Raw genomic sequence first — 18,764 nt, 5'->3', positions numbered from 1 at the left:
GGGGAGGACGGGGTGGAAGACGACTTGCGGAGTGAGGTTCACGGACTCCTCCTCGCCCAACTCCGGTTGGCGAAGCGCGCCGTGGAAGGGGCGACGGTGGCGACCCTCCGCGAGGACCGCGAGCTCGCCCGGCGGATGGCGGACGAAGAGGAGTCTCTGGGGGAAAACGCGCGGAGGTTGGAGGAACTCGCCCTCCGCGCGTTACGTATGGGGAAACATCCGGAGAGGGAGGCCCGGTGGTGGATCACCGCCGGGAAGCTCGCCCGTTCCCTCCGCCGCCTCGGCCAATACGGGGTGTTCATGGCACGCCGCCTTTCGGAGGCGGGTACGAACCGCCCTTCCGGGGAGGCGGACGCGGCCTTTCCCCGGTACGTGCGGAGTCTTTTGCGGGCGGCGGAGGAGATCGTAGAGGCGTTTCTCGTCGCAGAAGCGACGCCCCTCCTCCGCGTACACGAGGAGGGGCGTACGTTCGGCTTTCCCGCGGAAGGGGAAGACCTCCCTGGGGCTTACGGCACCTTTCTCGTCTGTGCAAGGGAGGTCGTCACCGAGATGTACGAAGACGTTCGCGCCTACTTGGCTGAGGCGGGGCGGACAGAGGCGGGAGGGATTCCTCTATTCCCTTCCCGTGATGTCCTGACGCATGAAGTAGGCAAAGGAGAGGGCAAAGAGGGCCGCGGCGAGAGCGAAGAGGACGACGACGTGTGGAAGGACGAGGATTAGGCTCTGGGAATACGGAAGCGGGGTGGGGACCGCACCGACGAGCTGGCCGAGGGTGAGCGGCCCCAAGGTGCGGACTTCCGGCGTGAGAAGTGCGGTGGCAACTTCCTGGTAAAGTTCCACTGGGGAGAGGCGGAGCAACCCTTGATGCCAGGCGAACTGCCGAAGTTGTACGTTTGGGGGGGCTCCCTCGTCTACAGGGACGAAGAGGTTGACGAGAAGGGGATGGAAGAGGACGAAGTAGAGCCACGCGGCGAGGCCGATGAGGATCGCCGTGGAAGGCTGGCGAAAGAGGAGAGAGAGGAGCACGCCGAAAGAAATCCACACCGCAACGTACACGACCGTCGCGGCTAGGTACGTGAAGAAGCGGAGGAGTTCCTCACCCTCCGGCGGCACGCCGAAGAAGAAGATCGCGAGGCCTACGACGAGTACTCCCAGCGCGAAGAAGAACACGCCTACGACGGTAAGCGCGGCGAGCCACTTCGCGAGGATCACGTCGTCCCGATAGATGGGTTGGGCGAGGAGGCGAAGGAGCGTTCTGCGGTTGCGTTCCGAGCTAATGGCGTCGAAGCTCATGCCGAGTCCGAGGAGGGGTGCCAAAAAGCCGACGAAGGACGCGAGCGAGGGGAGGTTGTTTGCACCCGAACTCACGGCGATGAGAAAGACGGAAACGGCGGAAGGGTCTTTGGCTGTAGGGACGACCGCGCGCAGCGCTTGGGCGGCGGTGAAGAGGGAGGCGAGGGACGTGAGGGCGACGAGGGCGGCGAGCACGAGGGAGCGAAGGCTGTGGATGTGGTCGGCGAGTTCTTTGCGGTAGAGCACGGCCAGGCCGCGGTCCATCTCACGCCACCCCCTCGAAAAAGCGGTGGTAGATCTCGTCGAGGCCGTAACGGACGGGTTCGAGGCGGGCGAGGGCCGCTCCGCGGCCGACGACTTCGCGGGCTACCTCCGCAGCCACGTCGCGTGCGGCCGCCACGAAGAGCTCGTCCGTTCCCTGGGGCTCCACGCGGGTGACGCCGGGGATCCGGGAGAGCGCCTGCCGAACGTCTTCCGTGAGGGGACGGACGGTCAGGCGCAGCGCGTACGGTTCTTGGGAGAACAGCTGGCGCGAGAGTTCGTCGATCGTCCCTACCGCGAGGAGTCGCCCCCGGACGAAGATCCCGACGCGGTCGCAGATGGCTTGGACTTGGTGAAGGTGGTGCGAGGAGAGGAGCACGGTCACGCCTTCTTCTTGGCTCAGGGTACGGATCAGGTGGAGGAATTCCCGCACGCCTTCGGGGTCGATTCCCAACGTGGGCTCGTCGAGGACGATGAGCCTGGGCTTCTTCATGAGCGTGTCGGCGAGGCCCAGGCGCTGACGCATCCCGCGGGAATACGCCTTTACCGGGAGGTCTGCCGCCTCTTCCAACCCCACCCGGGCGAGGAGGCGCTCGGCGGTGGCTTCCACCTCCGCTTCGGAAAGTCCGTTGAGACGCCCGGTGAGGCGGAGGTTTTCCCGACCCGTGAGGTCCTCGTAAAACCCCACGTCGTCCGGGAGGTACCCCACCACACGCTTCACCTCCCGCGGATTCCGCGTGGCGTCGATGCCGAACACGAGGACGCGTCCTTCGGTGGGTTCTACGAGGCCCAAAAGCATGAGGATCGTCGTCGTCTTTCCCGCCCCGTTGGGCCCGAGGAGCCCGAAGATCTCGCCCTCGTACACGGTGAGGTTGAGGTCCTCGACCGCTCGGGTTTCGCCAAACGTCTTCGTGAGGTGTTCGAGGACGACCGCTTCTTCTCGGGCCAAAGCTCATCGCCTCCCGTAGCGGCGGACGAGCTCCCAGAGGCCGAAGACCACGGCGGCGATGAGGAGGAACCCAACGATTCCCCACCAGAGGGAGGTCTTGACCGTGATGCGGAAGGTTTGGGACGCGCTCGCTTCCGCCGCGTTTGCCGAGAGGGTGAGGACGTAGTCGCCCGCGATCGCCTTGCGGTCTGCGCGGATCGTGGCGTTTACGGTCGCCGTCTTCCCGGGCTCCAGCACGTCTACGGTCTTCGGATCGAACGTGACCTCCCAGCCCATGGGGACGCTCTCCGCCGCGAGTTCGATGCGGTGAAGGGGGGCCGATCCCGTATTTTCGAGGACGAGTTGGAGCGTCCGGCTGCCGCCGGCGGTGATGTCCGTGGAGAGGACCTCGTTGGGCGTGGTGAGCTTGAGGCCGTATGTCCCCCGAATTACCGCTTCCAACGTGACTTCCGCCGTTTGGCCTTTGGTCTCCGCGCGTACGGGGATTTTGTACGTCCCTGCCTTCACCTTGCTCGGCGGGGTGAGAGACACGGTAATCCGCTTTGTGGCGTTTGGCTCAACCGTGACGCTCGTCACGTCCTTTCCTTCTACGCGAAATACGACGTTCCATCCCTCGGGAGCATTGGCGAGGAGGGCGTAGGTCTGGGTTTCCGGAGTGCGGTTTCGGAGGCGAAGCTCGTAGGAAAAGGTGGAACTCGCCGTACCCTCCATGTTCGTCTGATCCGAGGTGAGCTCCGTCTGCAACGTCCCGGCTTCCGTCACGTCGAGGGTGAGGGAGAGGAGGGTCGACGAGCCAGAGACGATTTGGACGCCGTAGCTTCCGCGCTCGACCTTGAGCGGCACCTCGACGGTAAGCGAAAACGTCTCCTTTTCCTCGGGGGCGACGGCCAGTCCGGCGATTTTTCGTCCTCCTGCCGTGAGCTCTGCCCGCCACCCTTCCGGCGCGCGAACCGCGAGGGGGAGGGAGCGTACGGCCCCCGTCGTGTTCGTTGCCGTGATGTCGAAGGTCACGGTGTCCCCCGGGGATACGGCCACGTGGATGTACGGGGTAAAGAGGCGAATGCCCTCGTCTTGCGCCCCGGCAAGGGCGGGGGGAAGGACGGCAAAGAGGAGAAGGCCCGCAAAAACGAGAAGCGCGACGCGCCTGTCCGTGATGCCGGCCATGATCACCCCTCCCGGATTCGTGTGGTTGTCTGCGCCTTTTGGAACCTCGGCTGCGGATCCCCGTCCATTCCCTTATTCTAGTATTCTAGCGAACTTCCGCTCGCGGAGATTCTCGAGACCGCCCCTTTTCGCACGCGCGCACGCCGTTCGAACCTTCCGGATCCGCCCCGGCCCTTTCCGGGCCCCTGCTTCCCGTGGTTTGTTCAAATTCCTGTCACAACTTTGCCTTGAAAGATTCAGAACCTAAAGGATCCCTTTCCGCGATTTTCTTTTTTCCCATGCTACAATGGATCGTGCCCGCGGTCGGGCGGGCCGTTTTCGGGTTTCTCGTACCCCCGATCGCGCCTCTGTCGCGAGCGGTTTGCATCCGCCGAAGCGGGCAGGCTCCTCCCTATGCGGTGCTGAGGGTGCGGAGCGTATTCCCCCGGCGCGGGTATCGGGGGCATCTTCCTCTCGCATGGTGCCGAGAGGGCCGGAGTCGGGAATACGGGGAAAGGATGCGGTACCCATGCGCCACTTCGACGATCACCCGGTTCTCGTCATCTGGGAGGTCACGCGTGCCTGCCTTCTCAAGTGCCGGCACTGCCGAGCGCGGGCGCAGTACCGGCGTGACCCCCGGGAGCTTTCTACGGAGGAAGGAAAGAAGCTCATTCGCGACATATACGACATGGGGACGCGTCTCTTGGTCTTTTCCGGAGGAGACGCGCTCATGCGCGAGGACTTGTTCGAGCTCGTGTCGTACGCCCGCGACACGGGACTCGAAGTCGCCCTTTCGCCCAGCGCGACGCCCCTCGTCACGGAGGCGGTGATGGAGCGCGCCGCGGAACTCGGTCTACACCGCTGGTCGTTCAGCTTAGACGGTTCTACCCGTGAAATTCACGACGCCTTCCGCGGGTTTCGCGGGACGTACGAAAAGACGGTTTGGGCGATCGGCGTCCTCCGCCGCCTGGGCATGCCCCTGCAGGTGAATACGGTGGTAAGCCGCTTCAACCTCCACGACCTGCCCAACATCGCCCGCCTCCTCGAAAGCTGGGGCGTGGAAAAGTGGGAGGTCTTCTTCCTCATCCCCACCGGTCGGGCGCGTACGGAAGACATGGTGTCGCCGGAGGAGTTTGAGTCCGTCCTCGAATGGCTTGTGGACCTGGAGCAGCGCGTGCCCTTCGAGATCAAAACGACGGAGGCGCCGCAGATCCGACGCGTTCGCCTGCAGCGCCTCCTTCGGGAGCTGGGACGGGAGGTCCCCCCGGGAGAAGTTTTCGTTCCGGAGGACGAGCCCGAACTCGTCGCCCGCCTAGGAAAGGCGATGCGCCGCTACACGCGCGGCGTGAACGACGGGGACGGGTTCCTCTTCGTCTCTCACATCGGCGATCTGTACCCGAGCGGGTTTCTTCCTTACCGCCTCGGAAACGTGCGGGAGACGCCGATCGCAGAGATCTACCGAAACCACCCGCTCCTTCGCGCCCTCCGCGACCCCGACCGACTCGAGGGCAAATGCCGCGCATGCGAATTCCGCTACGTGTGCGGCGGTTCGCGCGCCCGAGCATTTGCCCTTACGGGAAACCCCCTTGCGGCAGATCCTTCGTGTCCCTACGTTCCCCCGCTGTGGCGCGCAGACCGTGCGGAGGCCCCTCCCGTTCCTTCCGAAGGTCGCGACACACAAGACGCCCCTCAGGCGCCTTTGGAAACGTCCTGAGGGGCGTTTTTTTAGCCGAGGTACGCTTCGTTCACGATTCCGGCGCGAGCTCGGATCCGCCGCGCGCGGCGACTTCCGCCTTCAGGCGTTCGAGGAAGGCGTCGAGGGCGTGTACGCCTTCGTCTACGCGCCCGCGCCTGCGCACGGCGACGGTTCCTGTCTCCGCTTCCTTTTTGCCGACCACGAGGATGTAGGGGATCTTTTCCACCTCGGCCTCGCGGATCTTGTACCCGAGCTTTTCGTTGCGCACGTCGAGCTTGGTTCGGAAGCCTGCGCGGCGGAGGCGGTCATCTACCTCCCGGGCGTACGGGATCTCCGCATCCGTGAGCGTGAGGACGGCGACCTGGATCGGGGCCAACCAGAGGGGCATCGCGCCCTTCGTGTACTCGAGGAGGAAGGCGACGAAGCGCTCCATCGTCCCCACGACACCCCGGTGGATCACCACGGGACGGTGGGGGGCACCGTCCGGTCCCACGTACTCGAGGGCAAAGCGCTCCGGTAGGTAGAAGTCCACCTGAACCGTGGAAAGCGTCTCGTCTTTGCCCGTGGCCGTTTGCACCTGGACGTCGAGCTTCGGACCGTAAAACGCCGCTTCGCCTACGGCTTCGCGGTAGGGGATCCCGAGGGAGTCGAGGGCACGCCGGAGGTGGGCTTCGGCGATCTCCCACATCGCGTCGTTGTCCACGAAGCTCTCCTTGTCCGCCGGGTCGCGCAAGGACAGGCGGAACCAGTAGTCCTTGATCCCAAAGTCGCGGTACACCTCGAGGATGAGCTCGATCACCCCGCGGATTTCCTCTTCGATCTGCTCGGGAGTGACGAAGATGTGCGCGTCGTTGAGCGTCATGCCGCGGACGCGGTGGAGGCCGGTGAGCGCGCCCGAGGCTTCGTAGCGAAACATCATTCCAAGTTCGGCGATGCGGAGGGGAAGGTCGCGGTAGCTCCGCGTCTCGCTCTTGTAGATCATCATGTGGTGCGGGCAGTTCATGGGGCGAAGGACGAGCTCCTCGTGGTCGATCACCATGGGCGGGTACATGTTTTCGTGGTAGTGGTCCCAGTGGCCGGAGATCTTGTACAGTTCGGTGTTTGCGAGGACGGGGGTGTACACGTGGAGGTACCCCCGTTCCAACTCCTTGTCCACGATGTAGCGCTCGACGATTCGACGTACGGTAGCCCCGTTCGGAAGCCAGAGGGGGAGTCCCTGCCCCACTTCGGGGCTGAACGTGAAGTACTTGAGTTCCCTACCGAGCTTCCGGTGGTCGCGTTCCCGCATCTCCTCGAGCCGCTTGAGGTGCCGCTTCAGTTCTTCCTCCGTGGGGAACGCCGTTCCCGCGATGCGGGTGAGCATGGGGTTTTTGGGATCTCCGCGGAAGTAGGCTCCGGAAACGGACAGGAGCTTAAACGCCTTGAGCCGCCCGGTAGACGGGAGGTGGGGCCCCCGGCACAGATCGACGAATTCGCCCTGTTCGTAGACGGAGATCGTCTCTCCCTCCGGGATGTCCCGGAGCAGCTCGAGCTTATACGTCTCCCCCCGTTCCCGGAAGATCGCCTCTGCCTCTTCTCGGGAGACTTCCCGCCGACGGATGGGGAGGTCTTCCGCGACGATGCGGCGCATTTCTTCCTCGATGCGCGGAAGGTCTTCGGCGGATAGGGGCGTCGGGGGCTCTACGTCGTAAAAAAACCCGTCCTCCGTCGCGGCACCTACGGCGAGCTTCGTTCCCGGATACAGGCGGAGCAAAGCTTGGGCGAGTACGTGTGCCGTCGTATGCCGAAGGACCTCGAGGCCCTCAGGATCGTCCCAGGTGACGATCCGCACCTTCGCCCCTGAGGGAACGGGGGCCGTGAGGTCGACGAGGCGGCCGTCCACTTCAGCGGCGACCGCCTTCTTGGCGAGAGCGGCGAACGGCCTCTTGGCGAGAGGGGCGACCGCCTTCTTGGCGAGGCTCGGAGAGATGAGCTTGGCGACGTCCATTGCGGTTGCCCCTTCGGGGACGTCGAGGGAGCGTCCATCGGGGAGAAGCACGAAGGCCATAGGCGTACCTCCTTTGGGGTACTAGGGAGTTGTCGTCCCGGAAGACGCAAAAACGCCCGTCCTTCAAGGGACGGGCGTCGGAACCCGCGGTACCACCCTCGTTCCCGAAACCCGCAGCGGACGGCCTCGCCCTTCCGCAAAAAGGACGAAGCCAAAATTCCGCACACGGGACCTCGGGCACTCTTGCGCGCTAACGGGCGCTCCCGTCCTCGGCTACGCAAACCCCGGAATTCCCGGGAGTCCTTCGCCGAAGCGCTCGGAGGGGGTAGGGACGGAACGGATGCAGGCGGACCTTCCAGCCAAGGGCCCACCTCTCTGGATGCCCGGACTCCGTCCCCGCGTCCTCCTCATCGCTTTTCGAACTTTCCTCGAGAAAGCGCGTCGTTCCGCGACGCGGGTGGTGCAGCTGCCTTGAGGACAATGTAGCACGTCACCTCCGGAGAGTCAAGGCGGGGAAATCCCCGGAAACGGCGGGACGCCGCCCCGTGTGGTATAATGCCGCCAAGGTGCGGGGTTGTAGGTCCGATTGGACCAGATGGGCAAGAGGGGGAAGACCTCACTTGCGTTGTCCCTTTTGTGGGTACGCGGATACCGAGGTTCTGGAAACGCGGCACTTTTCGGGCGGCGCCCAAATTCGGCGCAAACGGCGGTGCAAGCAGTGCGGCCGCACGTTCCTCACGCTAGAGACGGCCGCCCTAATGCTCCCGCGCGTCATTAAGCGCGACGGGACCCGTGAGGAGTTCGACGATCAGAAGATCTTGCGCGGCCTGCAGCGGGCGGCGGCCAAGCGCCCCATTCCCGAAGATACCCTAGAAGAAATCGTCGAAAAGGTCAAGCAGCGCTTTTTGCAGGAAGGTCTGCGGGAGGTCTCGAGCGAACGCATCGGCGAAGAAGTCCTGCGCCACCTCAAAGACGTGGACTTCGTGGCCTACATCCGCTTTGCCAGCGTGTACCGGAAGTTCGAAACCCTGCACGAGTTTCTCGAGGAGCTCCGCAACCTCCTGGGGCGCGACATCTGCCGAGACGCCTAGAAGGAGGGGGACCGGTGGGGGAGACCCGCGTCGCTCCGACTCCGTTTACCGTCCTGCGCCAGCGGCCCTTGGGGGAAGAAGACCTTCGCAACCTCTTGGCGCTGTATGTCCCCTTTCTCGGGGCGGAGGCTTTCACCCTCTACCTCTATTGGGCGCACGCGGCCGCCGAAGGGGAAGAGAACGTACACGCCGAGCTTTTCGCGCACCTCCGGCTCGCGGAAGAAGAGTTCCTTCGGGCGCGGCGGCGGCTAGAAGGGGTAGGGCTTCTGCGGACCTTTCTCCGAGAACCTGAGGGCGGGCTTTTGTACCTCCTCCTTCCGCCCCTCGTGCCCCACGAGTTTTTGGCGAGCGACGTCTTACCCGCCCTTCTTCGACGGGCCGTAGGCGAAGAGCGTTTTCGCGCCATGTTTCGTTCGTATGACGTTCCTCCCGATCCGCGGAACTTCGGCCGCGAGGTCACGGCGTCGTTCGGCGAGGCGTACCCGGAGTACGACCTGCGCAACCTCATCGAGGCGCTCGAGGCGTTCGGCAAGCGAAAGCGGCGGCGGGGGAAGTTGGGCGAAAGCGGAAGCGCGGTTTCCCTTCCCGCCGAACCGATCTCCCTCCACCTCGTCGAAGATCTGGCGGAGGGCTCGGCGATTTCGGGGCGGTCGGCCGACGAAGTCCGGGGTAAGGCCGGGGAACCTGCGGCCGAAAGCGGGCTCACGCTCGTGCCTCGGAGCAAAGACGAGGTCTTGGCGAACTTCAAGACCATCTCCCCCTACGACCTCCTGCGCCACTACCAAGGGGTCACCGAGTTGTCGCCCGCGGATCGGCGGCTCGTAGACGACTTGTTGTACATATACCGCCTTCCCTCCGAAGTCGTGAACATGCTCATCGACTACGTCCTCCTCGTCAAGGACAAGACGTTTCCTCGGGCCTTTACGGAAAAGGTGGCCGCAACGTTCGCCCGTCAGGGGATCCGAACGGCGGAGGAGGCCTACGCCTTTCTTCGCCGCTACCGCCGCTACCATTGGAAGAACCGGGTGCCGAGGGCCGCGTCAGTCGCCGGCAATGCGGGTTCCGAAGGGCAGGGGCGCGCGGATGCCTCCGACTCGGGAAACCGCTCTCGCGGGACGCGCGGGCGAAGCGGACGCCGGCAAAATCCGGTTCGCGTCCCGGCGTACATCCGTCTGGAGGACGTCCTAGGAGAAGATCTCTCGTCGCCCGATTCCCCCGGCCTCGAGCCTTCGCCCGGAGACGCGTAAATCCGCTGCACGAACTGCAAAACGGGCTTCGCCCTGGGGGTGTTTTCCGTGGGTCTCACCCCGCTGTCGCAAATTCTCTCCCGTTATCCCGAATTCGCCCGCCGCTTGGGATCCGCCGTCGAGCGCGATCGGGAGCTCCTTCGCCACCCAAAGGTGCAGGAGTGGATGGCCCGCCTGTCCCTCGAGGAGGCCGAGGTACTCGCCGCGTCTACGGAATGGTGGACGTGGCTCGAGGAAGAGGACGCTTGTGCTGCCTGCCCGGGATTGGAGCGCTGCCCGCACAGGCTCAAGGGATACCGCGCCATCCCAACGCGAGAAGAGGGCCGGTTCTTCTTCCGCTACGAACCTTGCGCGGAGTGGCATAAGGCGACGGATGCGAAGAGGCGGCGGAGGCTATTTCGCCTGATCGGCGTGCCGGAGGAGTTCCGCGATGTGCGCTTCTCCGATGCCGAAGAAGACGACGGAAACCGTGAGGCACTGCGTGCCGTACGCAAGTTCGTGGAGGACTTTCCTCGAACCCGCGGGCTCTACCTGTACGGGACGTTCGGCGTGGGGAAGAGCTTCCTCGCGGCGTGTGCGGCGAACGAGCTCGTGGAACGCGGCCACTCGGTGTACTTCGTGTACGTTCCCAGCCTCGTCCTCGAGCTCCGCGCATCTTTGGACGGCGGGGAATTCCTGCCCAAACTTGCGGAGCTCGTGCAGGCGGACCTCCTCATCCTCGACGACATCGGGGCGGAGAACGCTACGGCTTGGGTGCGGGACGAGATCCTCATGCCCCTCCTTCAGGGGCGCACGCAGGCGGGCAGGCCGATCCTCTTCACGTCGAACCTCTCGCTTCAGGACCTTTTGGAAAACTACCTCCTCGGTGCGAGCGACATCGAGGCGGGGAAGGTCTACCGACTCGTCGAGCGCATCCGTTCGTACGCCGACGTCTACCACGTAAAGGGGAGAAACCGCAGGATGCGGAAGTAGGATCGCCTTTTCTCCTCCGGCGGTTCGTCTAGGCCTGTGAGCGATCGGCATACGGGGAAGTTGTGACGGAGGAAGAGTCGGCCAGTCCGACCGATTGGGGGGACAGCGCGTGGGCGCGATCGACGGGATCTTGGAAAAGCCGTTTCGCGGGGAGAGGCTGGAGCTGGAAGACATCGTCCGGCTCCTCGAGTCGGACGAAGTGGAGAAAATCGGGTACGCCGCCCATCGAATGATGCTCCGCCTTCACCCCGAGTTTCCTCTTACGACGTTCGTCGTCGGCCGAAACATCAACTATTCCAACGTCTGCGACACCCACTGCCTGTTTTGCGCCTTCGCCCGGCCTAAGGGTCATCCAGAAGCCTACGTACTCACCCGCGAGGAAATCCTCGAGAAGGTACGGGAGCTTGTCGACGTAGGAGGAACCGAGGTCCTCATGCAGGGAGGGACGCACCCCGATCTCGGAATCGCCTTCTACGAGGATCTCCTGCGCACCATCAAGAGGCACTACCCGAACGTGCACCTGCATTCCCTTTCCGTTGTCGAGGTGCGGCGGATGGCGGAACGGGACGGCCTCTCCGTCCACGACGTCCTAAGGCGACTGAAGGCGGCGGGTCTCGATTCCCTTCCGGGAGCCGGTGCGGAAATTCTAGACGACCGGACGCGTCTCTTCGTGAGCCGGAAGAAGGGGTCGTGGCGCCTTTGGATCGAGACCATGGAAGCGGCCCACGAAGTGGGGTTGCACACGACGGCCACGATGGTCATCGGCCTCGGGGAGTCTCTGGAGGAACGCGCTCTGCACCTCCTCCGTCTCCGCGACTCGCAGGACCGCGCCCGCGCCCGCGGCTTTACGGGGTACCTCGCCTTCATCCTTTGGACGTTCCAGCCGGAACACACACGCCTCGCGCTGCTCGGGTACGACTCTCGGGTTTCTCCGGAGGAATACCTCAAGAACGTCGCCGTCGCCCGCCTCGCCTTAGACAACATCCCCAACTTCCAGGCGTCCTGGGTGACGATGGGCCCGGAGATTGGTGTCCGTTCCCTCGACTACGGGATCAACGACATGGGTTCGACGATGATGGAAGAAAACGTCGTTTCCGCCGCCGGAACCGTGCACGCGGTGACGACGAACTACCTCATCGACCTCATTCGAAGCGCCGGGCGCCTGCCCGCGCAGCGCAACACGTTTTACGAAATCCTCCGCGTCTTTTCTCCCGGAGAGTACGCGGAGCGCGACTTCGTCTACCAGGCCCATAAGGCGTAGACGTTCCGGTGGGCGAAACCGAAGAGATCAGGGGGTTGGGCCGTGGTCGCTTTGTGGGGGGTGTTTTTCTTCTTTCTCGTCGGGTTGGGGCTCGCGTTGGGGTCGTTTTTCACCGCGTCTGCACGGAGGATTTTGGACGGCGTGAGCCTCTTTTTTCCCCGCTCCCGCTGCCCCGTCTGCGGGCATCCCCTCTCCGCACGCGACCTCGTCCCCGTTGTGAGCTACGTCCTGCAAGGCGGACGGTGCCGCGCCTGCGGCGTCCGCATTTCCCCCCTTTATCCGTTTGGAGAATCTCTCACCCTCTTTCTCATCCTCTGGCTTGCCTGGCACGAACTCTCTCGGGTCGCCCATGCGTACGGCATGACCCCGGTCGCATATCTCGCGAGGTTTAGTCCAGAGGATTTTCTCCGGCTTTGGCCGTCGTGGTGGCCGGAAGTTCTCGGGGGGATTCTTCTCGCGGGCGTGGTGACTGCCGTGACGCTCACAGACCTCTGGGAGATGCGGATCCCCTTTCGCTTAAGCGGGTATGCGCTTCTTGCGACGTACGCGTACCGCGCGGCGGTCGACCCGAACTCGCTTCCCGCGGCGGTTTTGGGTTCCGCGGCGTTCACCTTCGTCTTTTTTCTCGTATACCTCGTGAGCCGCGGGGGTTTGGGATTTGGCGATGTGGTCTTCGCCGCAGTTCTCGGTGGCTTCTTCGGCCCGGGCGGGATCCTGCCGATAATCCTCCTCGCTTCTCTTGCGGGACTTCTCTACGCCCTCCCTCTCCTCGCCTTGGGAAAGAGGACGAGGAAGGACCCCATCCCCTTCGGCCCCTTCCTCGCCGCCGCCGCGTGGGTGTGGTTTTTGTACGGAGAAGCCCTTGGGGAGTGGTACGGGGGGCTCTTCGTGGGGAGCTAGCGCAGATGCGAGTGCTTTGAGAAAAACGAAGAAGCGCAAGCGGGCTGCAATCCCCCCGATTCGGTGACGCCTTCCCGAAGGAATCCAAAATCGAAAGGAGGGTTGCGCGTGCGCCGCGATCGCCTGCACCGAATCATGTTCCTTGTGGAGACCCTGCGTCGGGGAGGGAGGCGCTGGACCATTCGCGCCCTCGCCGAAGCGTACCGTGACGCGGTGGGCCTCGACCGCCCACCCTCAGAGCGTCAACTCTATCGCGATCTTGAACTCCTTCGGGACGACTGGAAGGCTCCCATCGAATTCGATCGTAGGCACAAGACCTATCGCCTCACGGATTCTACGTGGGTGCCACCACTGTCTGCGGCACGGCTCACCGCGGGAGAGGCCCTCGCCCTCTTCCTCGCCCTTCGGTCGATCGAAAGCATGGAGATGCACATCTTTCGCGACTCTCTCCGTGCGCTCCAGGAAAAGCTACCGTACCTCCTACCGGAAGAGATGGGCATTCAGGAGTACGAAAGACTTCGGAAATCTTTAAGTTTCGGGTTTCCCATCACGCGCGGAGACCCGAACCACGTGCTGAACTACCTACAGCTCTTTGAAGAGGCCATCGGCCCAAGGCGCGTGGTTCACATGCGCTACTTCTCCATGTATCGCGGAGAGGAGACGGAACGCGACGTCGAACCCTTGCACCTCCGCTACTACGAGGGCGTGTGGTACCTTGCCGCGTACTGCCACCTTCGCGGGGAAGTGCGCACCTTTGCTTTGGACCGGGTTCGCCATGCGGAAATCACCGATCGGCCCTTTTCCTCACCCGTGGCAGATACCTTCGATCCCGATTCGTACTTCAACGAATCGTGGAGAATCGAACGCGACCGAGAGAAGGTGGCCGTGGTCGTCCACTTCTATCCTCCCGCCTCCCGCTACGTGCGCGAGCGTGCGTGGCATCCCGGACAAACCGTCCTCGCAGACGACGGCGAATCCCTCGTCCTTCGGTTTGAGGTTCTAGGGACAAACGAGATTCGCCGGTGGCTCCTTCAGTACGGGTCTCAGGCCGAAGTCTTGGAACCCGCGGAATTTCGTGAGGAACTTCGTCGGGAAGCCGAGGAGATGTGCCGAAGGTACGCGGCACCGCGGGATTCGGGACACCTGGGGGGGCAAATTGCTAGGACGTAAGGTGGAGGTGGCAGTGGTTTTGGCGGGATGACCGCCGTCGCCCGGTCTAAAGGCCGGGCATTTTTGTTTTTAGTTCCCTTTCTTTAGTTCCCTTTCTTCGTTTCATGACCTCAGATGACAGGGGTGAGGAAGTAGGATGGGGGTGAAACGTGGGGTAGGGCAGATACCTACCGAACCCCCGAAGATTTTCATCGCGTTGAGGAGGGAGACGACGTGCGCTTGCACCGAATCGTTTCGATGGTTGTCCTCGCTCTGGTTGTCGGCGTCTTTGTCGCGGGTTGCGGAGGAAGCGTAACGCCCGAGAAGGTGGGGGAAAAAGGCTCGGAGGCAACTAAGGCGGCAGAAGGCGAAAAACCCCCCGCCCAAGAAACTTCTGGGAAGGAGAAGGCCGCGTACCCCGAATTTCGCGTAGGCGACCAAATCAAAATGGACAACTTCGTCTTCGTCGTAAACGGAACGCGCGAGGTGAAAGCCGAGTTCGTGACCCCGAAACCCGGAAACACCTTTTTGGCCGTAGACGTTACGGTAGAGAACGTCGGGGAGAAGCCGGAGCCCGTGTCGTCTCTCATGATGTTTGACTTGAGGGATGCAGAAGGAAACCGGTACAAACAGACCATCGTGACCACAGATAAGGCCTCTCTCAACGGTGAGGTAGCTCCGGGCAAGAAACTTCGCGGAGAAATCGTTTTTGAAGTTCCCAAGGAGGCCAAGGGTTTAGAGTTTATCATCAAACCTGATTTGCTTAAGCAAGGTCAAGCGATCGTTCATCTAAACTGATTTTCCATATAAGTTGTTTATCCCTACGTGTTTGCATTAAATTTGTTTTAAGGAGGAAAAGATTGTGAGAGTCGCATCTTTGATTTTAGGTATAGTAGGAGGAATAGCCGGACTTGGTGGAGCTTTGTTTGCACTGTTCGTAGGAGCTGTTGACGCAGCATTTTCTGAAACAGGTACAAGTCCTGTTGTAGTTCAGGGAATATTTTCCATACTTTTTAGTCTTTTAGGGATAGTAGGAGGAGCTTTTTCGCTAAACAAACCAAAGATATCAGGAATACTAATGATTGTAGCATCTTTAGGAGGGTTGGTTTCAATTTCTTGGGGATATGTCGTAGCTTTTCCTTCGCTTTTGATTGGAGGAATTCTAGCAATAATAAGTAGTAAAAATAACGAAAAACAAACCGTGGATGTAAATTAGGTAGTAGATCCCCCGAAAGGGGGATTTTTTGAATAATATATTGTCTCTAAACATTAGTCGTTTAGTGTTTTTGGTATATTTGGGACGCAGCGCTTTCACCAAGGGCTTGGGCGAAAGTACGCGAAGCCCGCGGAGGATGTACGCCCTTCGCCCTTGACATCGCCTGGCCCCGTGTGGTATGTTCGCGGTAGTTCAGAAAAGCAGAAGCCGCGCGCTTCTCACCTCGCGCCCCGTGGGCCAGAGGTTGCAGAATCCCAGATCGTATCCCGTGGGCAAAATAGGCGTTCGGTTTGGTATGCCGAGGCCCCGGGAGTTCGATACAGGGTGCGCGGCGGATGCCGCGCTTTTCTTATGCCCTTTGTGTAAATTTCGACCTTGCAAAGCGAGGTGCGGTCCATTAGCAGCCGGTATCGCGACGAAGTACAGGTAAACGAGGCAATTCGTGCGCGAGAGGTGCGTCTCATCGGCCCCGACGGCCAACAAATCGGCATCGTCCCTCTGCGGGAGGCCCTTCGCATCGCCCGTGAGGCAAACCTCGACCTGGTGAACGTGGCCCCGCAGGCGACGCCGCCCGTATGCCGCATCATGGATTACGGGAAGTACCGCTTCGAACAGAGCAAGAAGGAGCGGGAGTCTCGGAAGAAGCAAAAAACCGTAGAAATCAAAGAAGTCCGCTTCAGCCCCACGATCGACGAGCACGACTTTCAGACGAAGCTTCGCCACATCCGCTCCTTTCTCGAAGATGGGGACAAGGTGAAGTGTACGCTTCGTTTCCGCGGGCGGCAAATTACGCATGCGGACTTGGGGCAAGAGGTCATGCAGCGCATCGCCGAAGCGGTCGCCGATCTCGCCACCGTCGAGCGGAAGCCGCTCATGGAAGGCAGGCAGCTCATCATGATCCTCGCCCCGCGGCAGGCCCGCCCTGCGGCTTCGCCGGCGAGGGAGACCCAGGTTCGGGAAGAAGAACCTCACGTGTGAGCCTCTGCGCGGGAAAGAGGGATTCGGTTACGCGGACGTCGGTGCACACGATTTCGTTCGAGACAGGGGGTCGGTTCGAAGATGCCCAAGATGAAATCCCACCGCGGGGCGATGAAGCGTTTCAAGCGGACGGGGAGCGGCAAGATCGTTCACTGGCGCAACAATCGTTCGCACCTGAACGAGCACAAGTCCCGGAAGCGCCTCCGCCGCTTGCGCCGCAAGGCGGTGTTCGGAAAGACTCAGGCAAAGCGGATCTTGCGTGCCGCACCGTACCTCAAGTGAGGATCTTTCACGGCTCCGTCGTCGTCTCGCAGGGCTTGCGGTTTCCCACGCTGGTTCGGGCAGAAGGTACGCATACGTTTACGCGGAGAACGGGTTGTCTCGAGAAAGGGTGAGAAGCGATGCGCGTCAAGGGCGGAACGGTCACACGCCGTCGGCACAAGAAGATTCTCAAGCTCGCCAAGGGATACCGAGGCTCCAAGCACGCGCTGTACCGCGTTGCAAAGCAGCAGGTCATGAAGTCCCTCGTGTATGCGTACCGCGATCGGCGTCAGCGGAAGCGCGACTTCCGCCGCCTGTGGATCGTCCGGATCAACGCGGCCGTACGGGAACACGGCCTCACGTACAACCGCTTCATCTACGGCTTGAAGCAGGCGGGGGTTGCGGTCAACCGAAAGATGCTTGCGGACCTCGCCGTCCGCGATCCTCAGGCGTTTCTCGCGCTTGTGGAAAAGGCCAAGACGGCTCTCGCCTGAAGAGCGTCTCTTTCCAGGGACTCGGAAAACGGGGGACTTTTCTGCGGGGGCAGTCCACGGGACTGCCCCGCAACGCTTTGTGGGAAGGTGCAATTTGACGTAAGATGTACCCGTTCGTATGCTGGCCCCTCGCTCGGCGGAGGGTACCCCCCTTCTGCAGGGGCGGGCCATGTGCCGTCTCCGTTCTCTCCGGGGATCGGTTCCCGTTCGTTTCACGGCTCTACCGCGCACAGGGTTCGGGAAGAATTTCGGCAGAACGCACGAGGAAAAGGCCGACGTTCCGGGTAAGATGGAAGTGGGGACGAGGGGTACCACGACTTTATCGCGGGGACGGGGAAGCCCATGGAACACAGCCGAAGCGCAAGGTTCTCCGGGTGGATGGGCGACCTTCTGTGTCGGGCAGCCTTTTGCGCGGCCCGGTTCGTGAGATTCCTCCTGCGCCTGCGGCCGGAAGGCGGTTCGAGCCTGCCCGGGTACGTCTTTTTGAAACTTTGCCCTCGGGGGTTGTCCCATTGGGCGGACCGGGTGACGCACGTCGTCTTTCTCACGGGGACAAACGGCAAGACGACGACCACCGCTCTCGTCGCCAGCTCCCTACGCGAGAGCGGAATTCCGGTGGTCACAAACGACAAGGGGGCCAACATGCCCTCGGGTCTCGCAACGGCCTTCGTGAACGCGGCGGATCCTTCCGGGCGGTTGCTTCGGGGGGCTTACGCCGTCTTCGAGGTGGACGAGGGTAGCCTTCCCGCGCTCGTCCACGAACTCGTGCCGGACTTCTTCGTCCTCCTCAACCTCTACCCCGACCAGATCGACCGCTACGGGTCTCCGCGCGAGCTTTCCGAACGCCTGCGGAACGCGTTGACAGAACTCGACCAAAGCTCGGGAGGGCGCCTGGTCGTCTTCGCCAACGCCGACCAGCCCCTCGCTGTGTACGCCGCTCAGGGGGCAAGAGCTCCATCGTACTTTGGACTCTCGCCGGACGGGGTGCGTGACGAGGAGAAGACCGAAGAGGAGACCTCGGAGGCTTGTCCCTATTGCGGTGCCTCCCTCGTATATGCCGTGCGCCTTCCCGAAGCTTTGGGCCCCAACCTAGGTCGCTACCGCTGTCCGGTGTGCGGATTTCGCCGTCCGGAGGCGGACGTGCGGGAGGGGAGGATCGTCCCTCCGGATTTCTTTACCCGGGGATTTCTCCTCGAGGTTTCCGGCCAAACGTTTGCCGTGCCGCTTTCGGGCATCTACAACGCCTATACGGTTCTCGCCGCCTGGAGTGCTGCCTCCTCCCTGGGAGTTTCTCCCGAAGCCTTTGCCCGGGCTCTCGCACGGTTCCGCCTTCCTCGGGGTCGGATGGAGGTATTCCGCGCTTCGGGCGTTCGGGCGACGCTCAACCTGGCCAAAAATGCGGCGGGAATGCGCGTCACCTTGTCCGAGTTTCTCCGGCGAAAAGGAGCCAAGCGCTTCCTTTTGGCGGTAAACAACGCACCGGCCGACGGCGAAGATACGAGCTGGATCGACGATGCGGGCCTCTCCGCACTCGCCTGCTTGGACGTAGAGGCGATTGCGGTCACGGGAACGCGGCGCGAAGACCTCGGCCGGGTGCTTCGGGAGGCAGGGGTTGCCGCGGACCGACTCTTCGTAGAGGCGGATCCGCGCACGGCGGTTGCCCGTCTCCTCGAGTTTCCATACCCCCTCATGAAGGATCCCGAAAATCCCCGCCCGGACGTCGAGCTCTTCCTCATCGCTAACTACACGGCCCTACCACCCGTGCGCGAGGCCATCGTAGCCTTGGGGTTTGCCCCGGGAGGAGAGGACGATCTCCCCGAGGGAGGCGCTCCTTCTCGCGGTCGCGACCAGACGATCGCCTGAACT

The 18,764-nt window shown here is 62.5% G+C and carries 18 protein-coding genes; 14 read left to right on the top strand and 4 right to left on the bottom strand.

Annotated features, from left to right (window positions below):
• The first annotated feature begins 12 nt into the window (after positions 1-12).
• Positions 13-720, top strand: coding sequence for a PhoU domain-containing protein (locus tag C7438_RS05615; protein ID WP_121444387.1), 708 nt, complete (start codon positions 13-15; stop codon positions 718-720).
• Here C7438_RS05615 and C7438_RS05610 read toward each other — a convergent pair.
• From C7438_RS05610 to C7438_RS05600, 3 genes are read right to left on the bottom strand one after another with little or no spacing between them, the layout of a single operon-like run.
• Positions 613-1,557 carry an ABC transporter permease gene (locus tag C7438_RS05610; RefSeq protein ID WP_121444386.1) on the bottom strand — a complete coding sequence of 315 codons (945 nt, stop codon included), beginning with the start codon at positions 1,555-1,557 and terminating at the stop codon, positions 613-615. The genes C7438_RS05615 and C7438_RS05610 overlap by 108 nt on opposite strands.
• 1 nt (position 1,558) lies before the next feature.
• Entirely contained in the window at positions 1,559-2,503 is a 945-nt protein-coding gene (locus C7438_RS05605; protein ID WP_121444385.1) for an ABC transporter ATP-binding protein, read from the bottom strand.
• 3 nt (positions 2,504-2,506) lie between these two features.
• Positions 2,507-3,667, bottom strand: a complete 1,161-nt coding sequence (locus tag C7438_RS05600; protein ID WP_121444384.1) for an NEW3 domain-containing protein — start codon at positions 3,665-3,667, stop codon at positions 2,507-2,509.
• A gap of 508 nt (positions 3,668-4,175) precedes the next feature.
• Between C7438_RS05600 and C7438_RS05595 the strand changes: the two genes are divergently transcribed.
• On the top strand, positions 4,176-5,360 hold the full coding sequence (locus C7438_RS05595; protein ID WP_121444383.1) for a TIGR04053 family radical SAM/SPASM domain-containing protein: 1,185 nt from the start codon (positions 4,176-4,178) through the stop codon (positions 5,358-5,360).
• Between the two features lie 31 nt (positions 5,361-5,391).
• On the opposite strand, the gene thrS is transcribed toward C7438_RS05595, so the two are convergent.
• Complete coding sequence (gene thrS / locus C7438_RS05590) at positions 5,392-7,389, bottom strand: threonine--tRNA ligase (RefSeq protein WP_121444382.1); 1,998 nt, start codon at positions 7,387-7,389, stop codon at positions 5,392-5,394.
• A 560-nt stretch (positions 7,390-7,949) separates the two neighbouring features.
• Here thrS and nrdR point away from each other — a divergent pair.
• From nrdR to C7438_RS05530, 12 genes are all read left to right on the top strand, one after another.
• Positions 7,950-8,420: a transcriptional regulator NrdR gene (nrdR, locus tag C7438_RS05585; protein WP_121444381.1), complete on the top strand. Its 471-nt coding sequence runs from the start codon at positions 7,950-7,952 to the stop codon at positions 8,418-8,420.
• Positions 8,421-8,434: 14 nt separating this feature from the next.
• Positions 8,435-9,667 carry a DnaD domain protein gene (locus C7438_RS05580; RefSeq protein WP_121444380.1) on the top strand — a complete coding sequence of 411 codons (1,233 nt, stop codon included), beginning with the start codon at positions 8,435-8,437 and terminating at the stop codon, positions 9,665-9,667.
• A gap of 48 nt (positions 9,668-9,715) precedes the next feature.
• Positions 9,716-10,639 carry an ATP-binding protein gene (locus tag C7438_RS05575; RefSeq protein WP_147401999.1) on the top strand — a complete coding sequence of 308 codons (924 nt, stop codon included), beginning with the start codon at positions 9,716-9,718 and terminating at the stop codon, positions 10,637-10,639.
• 109 nt (positions 10,640-10,748) lie between these two features.
• The gene (mqnC, locus tag C7438_RS05570) at positions 10,749-11,900 is read left to right on the top strand and encodes a cyclic dehypoxanthinyl futalosine synthase (protein WP_121444378.1); all 1,152 of its coding nucleotides are present in this window, start codon (positions 10,749-10,751) and stop codon (positions 11,898-11,900) included.
• Between the two features lie 42 nt (positions 11,901-11,942).
• Complete coding sequence (locus C7438_RS05565) at positions 11,943-12,800, top strand: prepilin peptidase (RefSeq protein ID WP_121444377.1); 858 nt, start codon at positions 11,943-11,945, stop codon at positions 12,798-12,800.
• Between the two features lie 108 nt (positions 12,801-12,908).
• Positions 12,909-13,970, top strand: coding sequence for a helix-turn-helix transcriptional regulator (locus tag C7438_RS05560; protein WP_121444376.1), 1,062 nt, complete (start codon positions 12,909-12,911; stop codon positions 13,968-13,970).
• A gap of 213 nt (positions 13,971-14,183) precedes the next feature.
• On the top strand, positions 14,184-14,747 hold the full coding sequence (locus C7438_RS05555) for a DUF4352 domain-containing protein (RefSeq protein WP_121444375.1): 564 nt from the start codon (positions 14,184-14,186) through the stop codon (positions 14,745-14,747).
• A gap of 64 nt (positions 14,748-14,811) precedes the next feature.
• Positions 14,812-15,165: a DUF4064 domain-containing protein gene (locus C7438_RS05550; RefSeq protein WP_121444374.1), complete on the top strand. Its 354-nt coding sequence runs from the start codon at positions 14,812-14,814 to the stop codon at positions 15,163-15,165.
• A gap of 387 nt (positions 15,166-15,552) precedes the next feature.
• On the top strand, positions 15,553-16,143 hold the full coding sequence (infC, locus tag C7438_RS05545) for a translation initiation factor IF-3 (RefSeq protein ID WP_434963945.1): 591 nt from the start codon (positions 15,553-15,555) through the stop codon (positions 16,141-16,143).
• Positions 16,144-16,224: 81 nt separating this feature from the next.
• Positions 16,225-16,425 carry a 50S ribosomal protein L35 gene (gene rpmI / locus C7438_RS05540; RefSeq protein ID WP_121444373.1) on the top strand — a complete coding sequence of 67 codons (201 nt, stop codon included), beginning with the start codon at positions 16,225-16,227 and terminating at the stop codon, positions 16,423-16,425.
• Between the two features lie 119 nt (positions 16,426-16,544).
• Entirely contained in the window at positions 16,545-16,898 is a 354-nt protein-coding gene (rplT, locus tag C7438_RS05535) for a 50S ribosomal protein L20 (RefSeq protein ID WP_121444372.1), read from the top strand.
• Between the two features lie 423 nt (positions 16,899-17,321).
• The gene (locus C7438_RS05530) at positions 17,322-18,761 is read left to right on the top strand and encodes a MurT ligase domain-containing protein (RefSeq protein WP_170143590.1); all 1,440 of its coding nucleotides are present in this window, start codon (positions 17,322-17,324) and stop codon (positions 18,759-18,761) included.
• Positions 18,762-18,764 lie beyond the last annotated feature (3 nt).

Origin of the sequence: Brockia lithotrophica (assembly GCF_003633725.1) — a bacterium.
In the GTDB taxonomy this organism is placed as follows: domain Bacteria; phylum Bacillota; class Bacilli; order Thermicanales; family DSM-22653; genus Brockia; species Brockia lithotrophica.
The sequence above is the reverse complement of the archived record's forward strand: the minus strand, read 5'-3'. Positions and strand labels throughout refer to the sequence as shown.

What these genes read in the sequence shown, in the direction of transcription:
- thrS (WP_121444382.1), bottom strand. Translation starts at nt 7,389, where the DNA reads ATGGCCTTCGTGCTTCTCCCCGATGGACGCTCCCTCGACGTCCCCGAA.
- C7438_RS05610 (WP_121444386.1), bottom strand. Translation starts at nt 1,557, where the DNA reads ATGGACCGCGGCCTGGCCGTGCTCTACCGCAAAGAACTCGCCGACCAC.
- C7438_RS05595 (WP_121444383.1), top strand. Translation starts at nt 4,176, where the DNA reads ATGCGCCACTTCGACGATCACCCGGTTCTCGTCATCTGGGAGGTCACG.
- rpmI (WP_121444373.1), top strand. Translation starts at nt 16,225, where the DNA reads ATGCCCAAGATGAAATCCCACCGCGGGGCGATGAAGCGTTTCAAGCGG.
- C7438_RS05600 (WP_121444384.1), bottom strand. Translation starts at nt 3,667, where the DNA reads ATGGCCGGCATCACGGACAGGCGCGTCGCGCTTCTCGTTTTTGCGGGC.
- rplT (WP_121444372.1), top strand. Translation starts at nt 16,545, where the DNA reads ATGCGCGTCAAGGGCGGAACGGTCACACGCCGTCGGCACAAGAAGATT.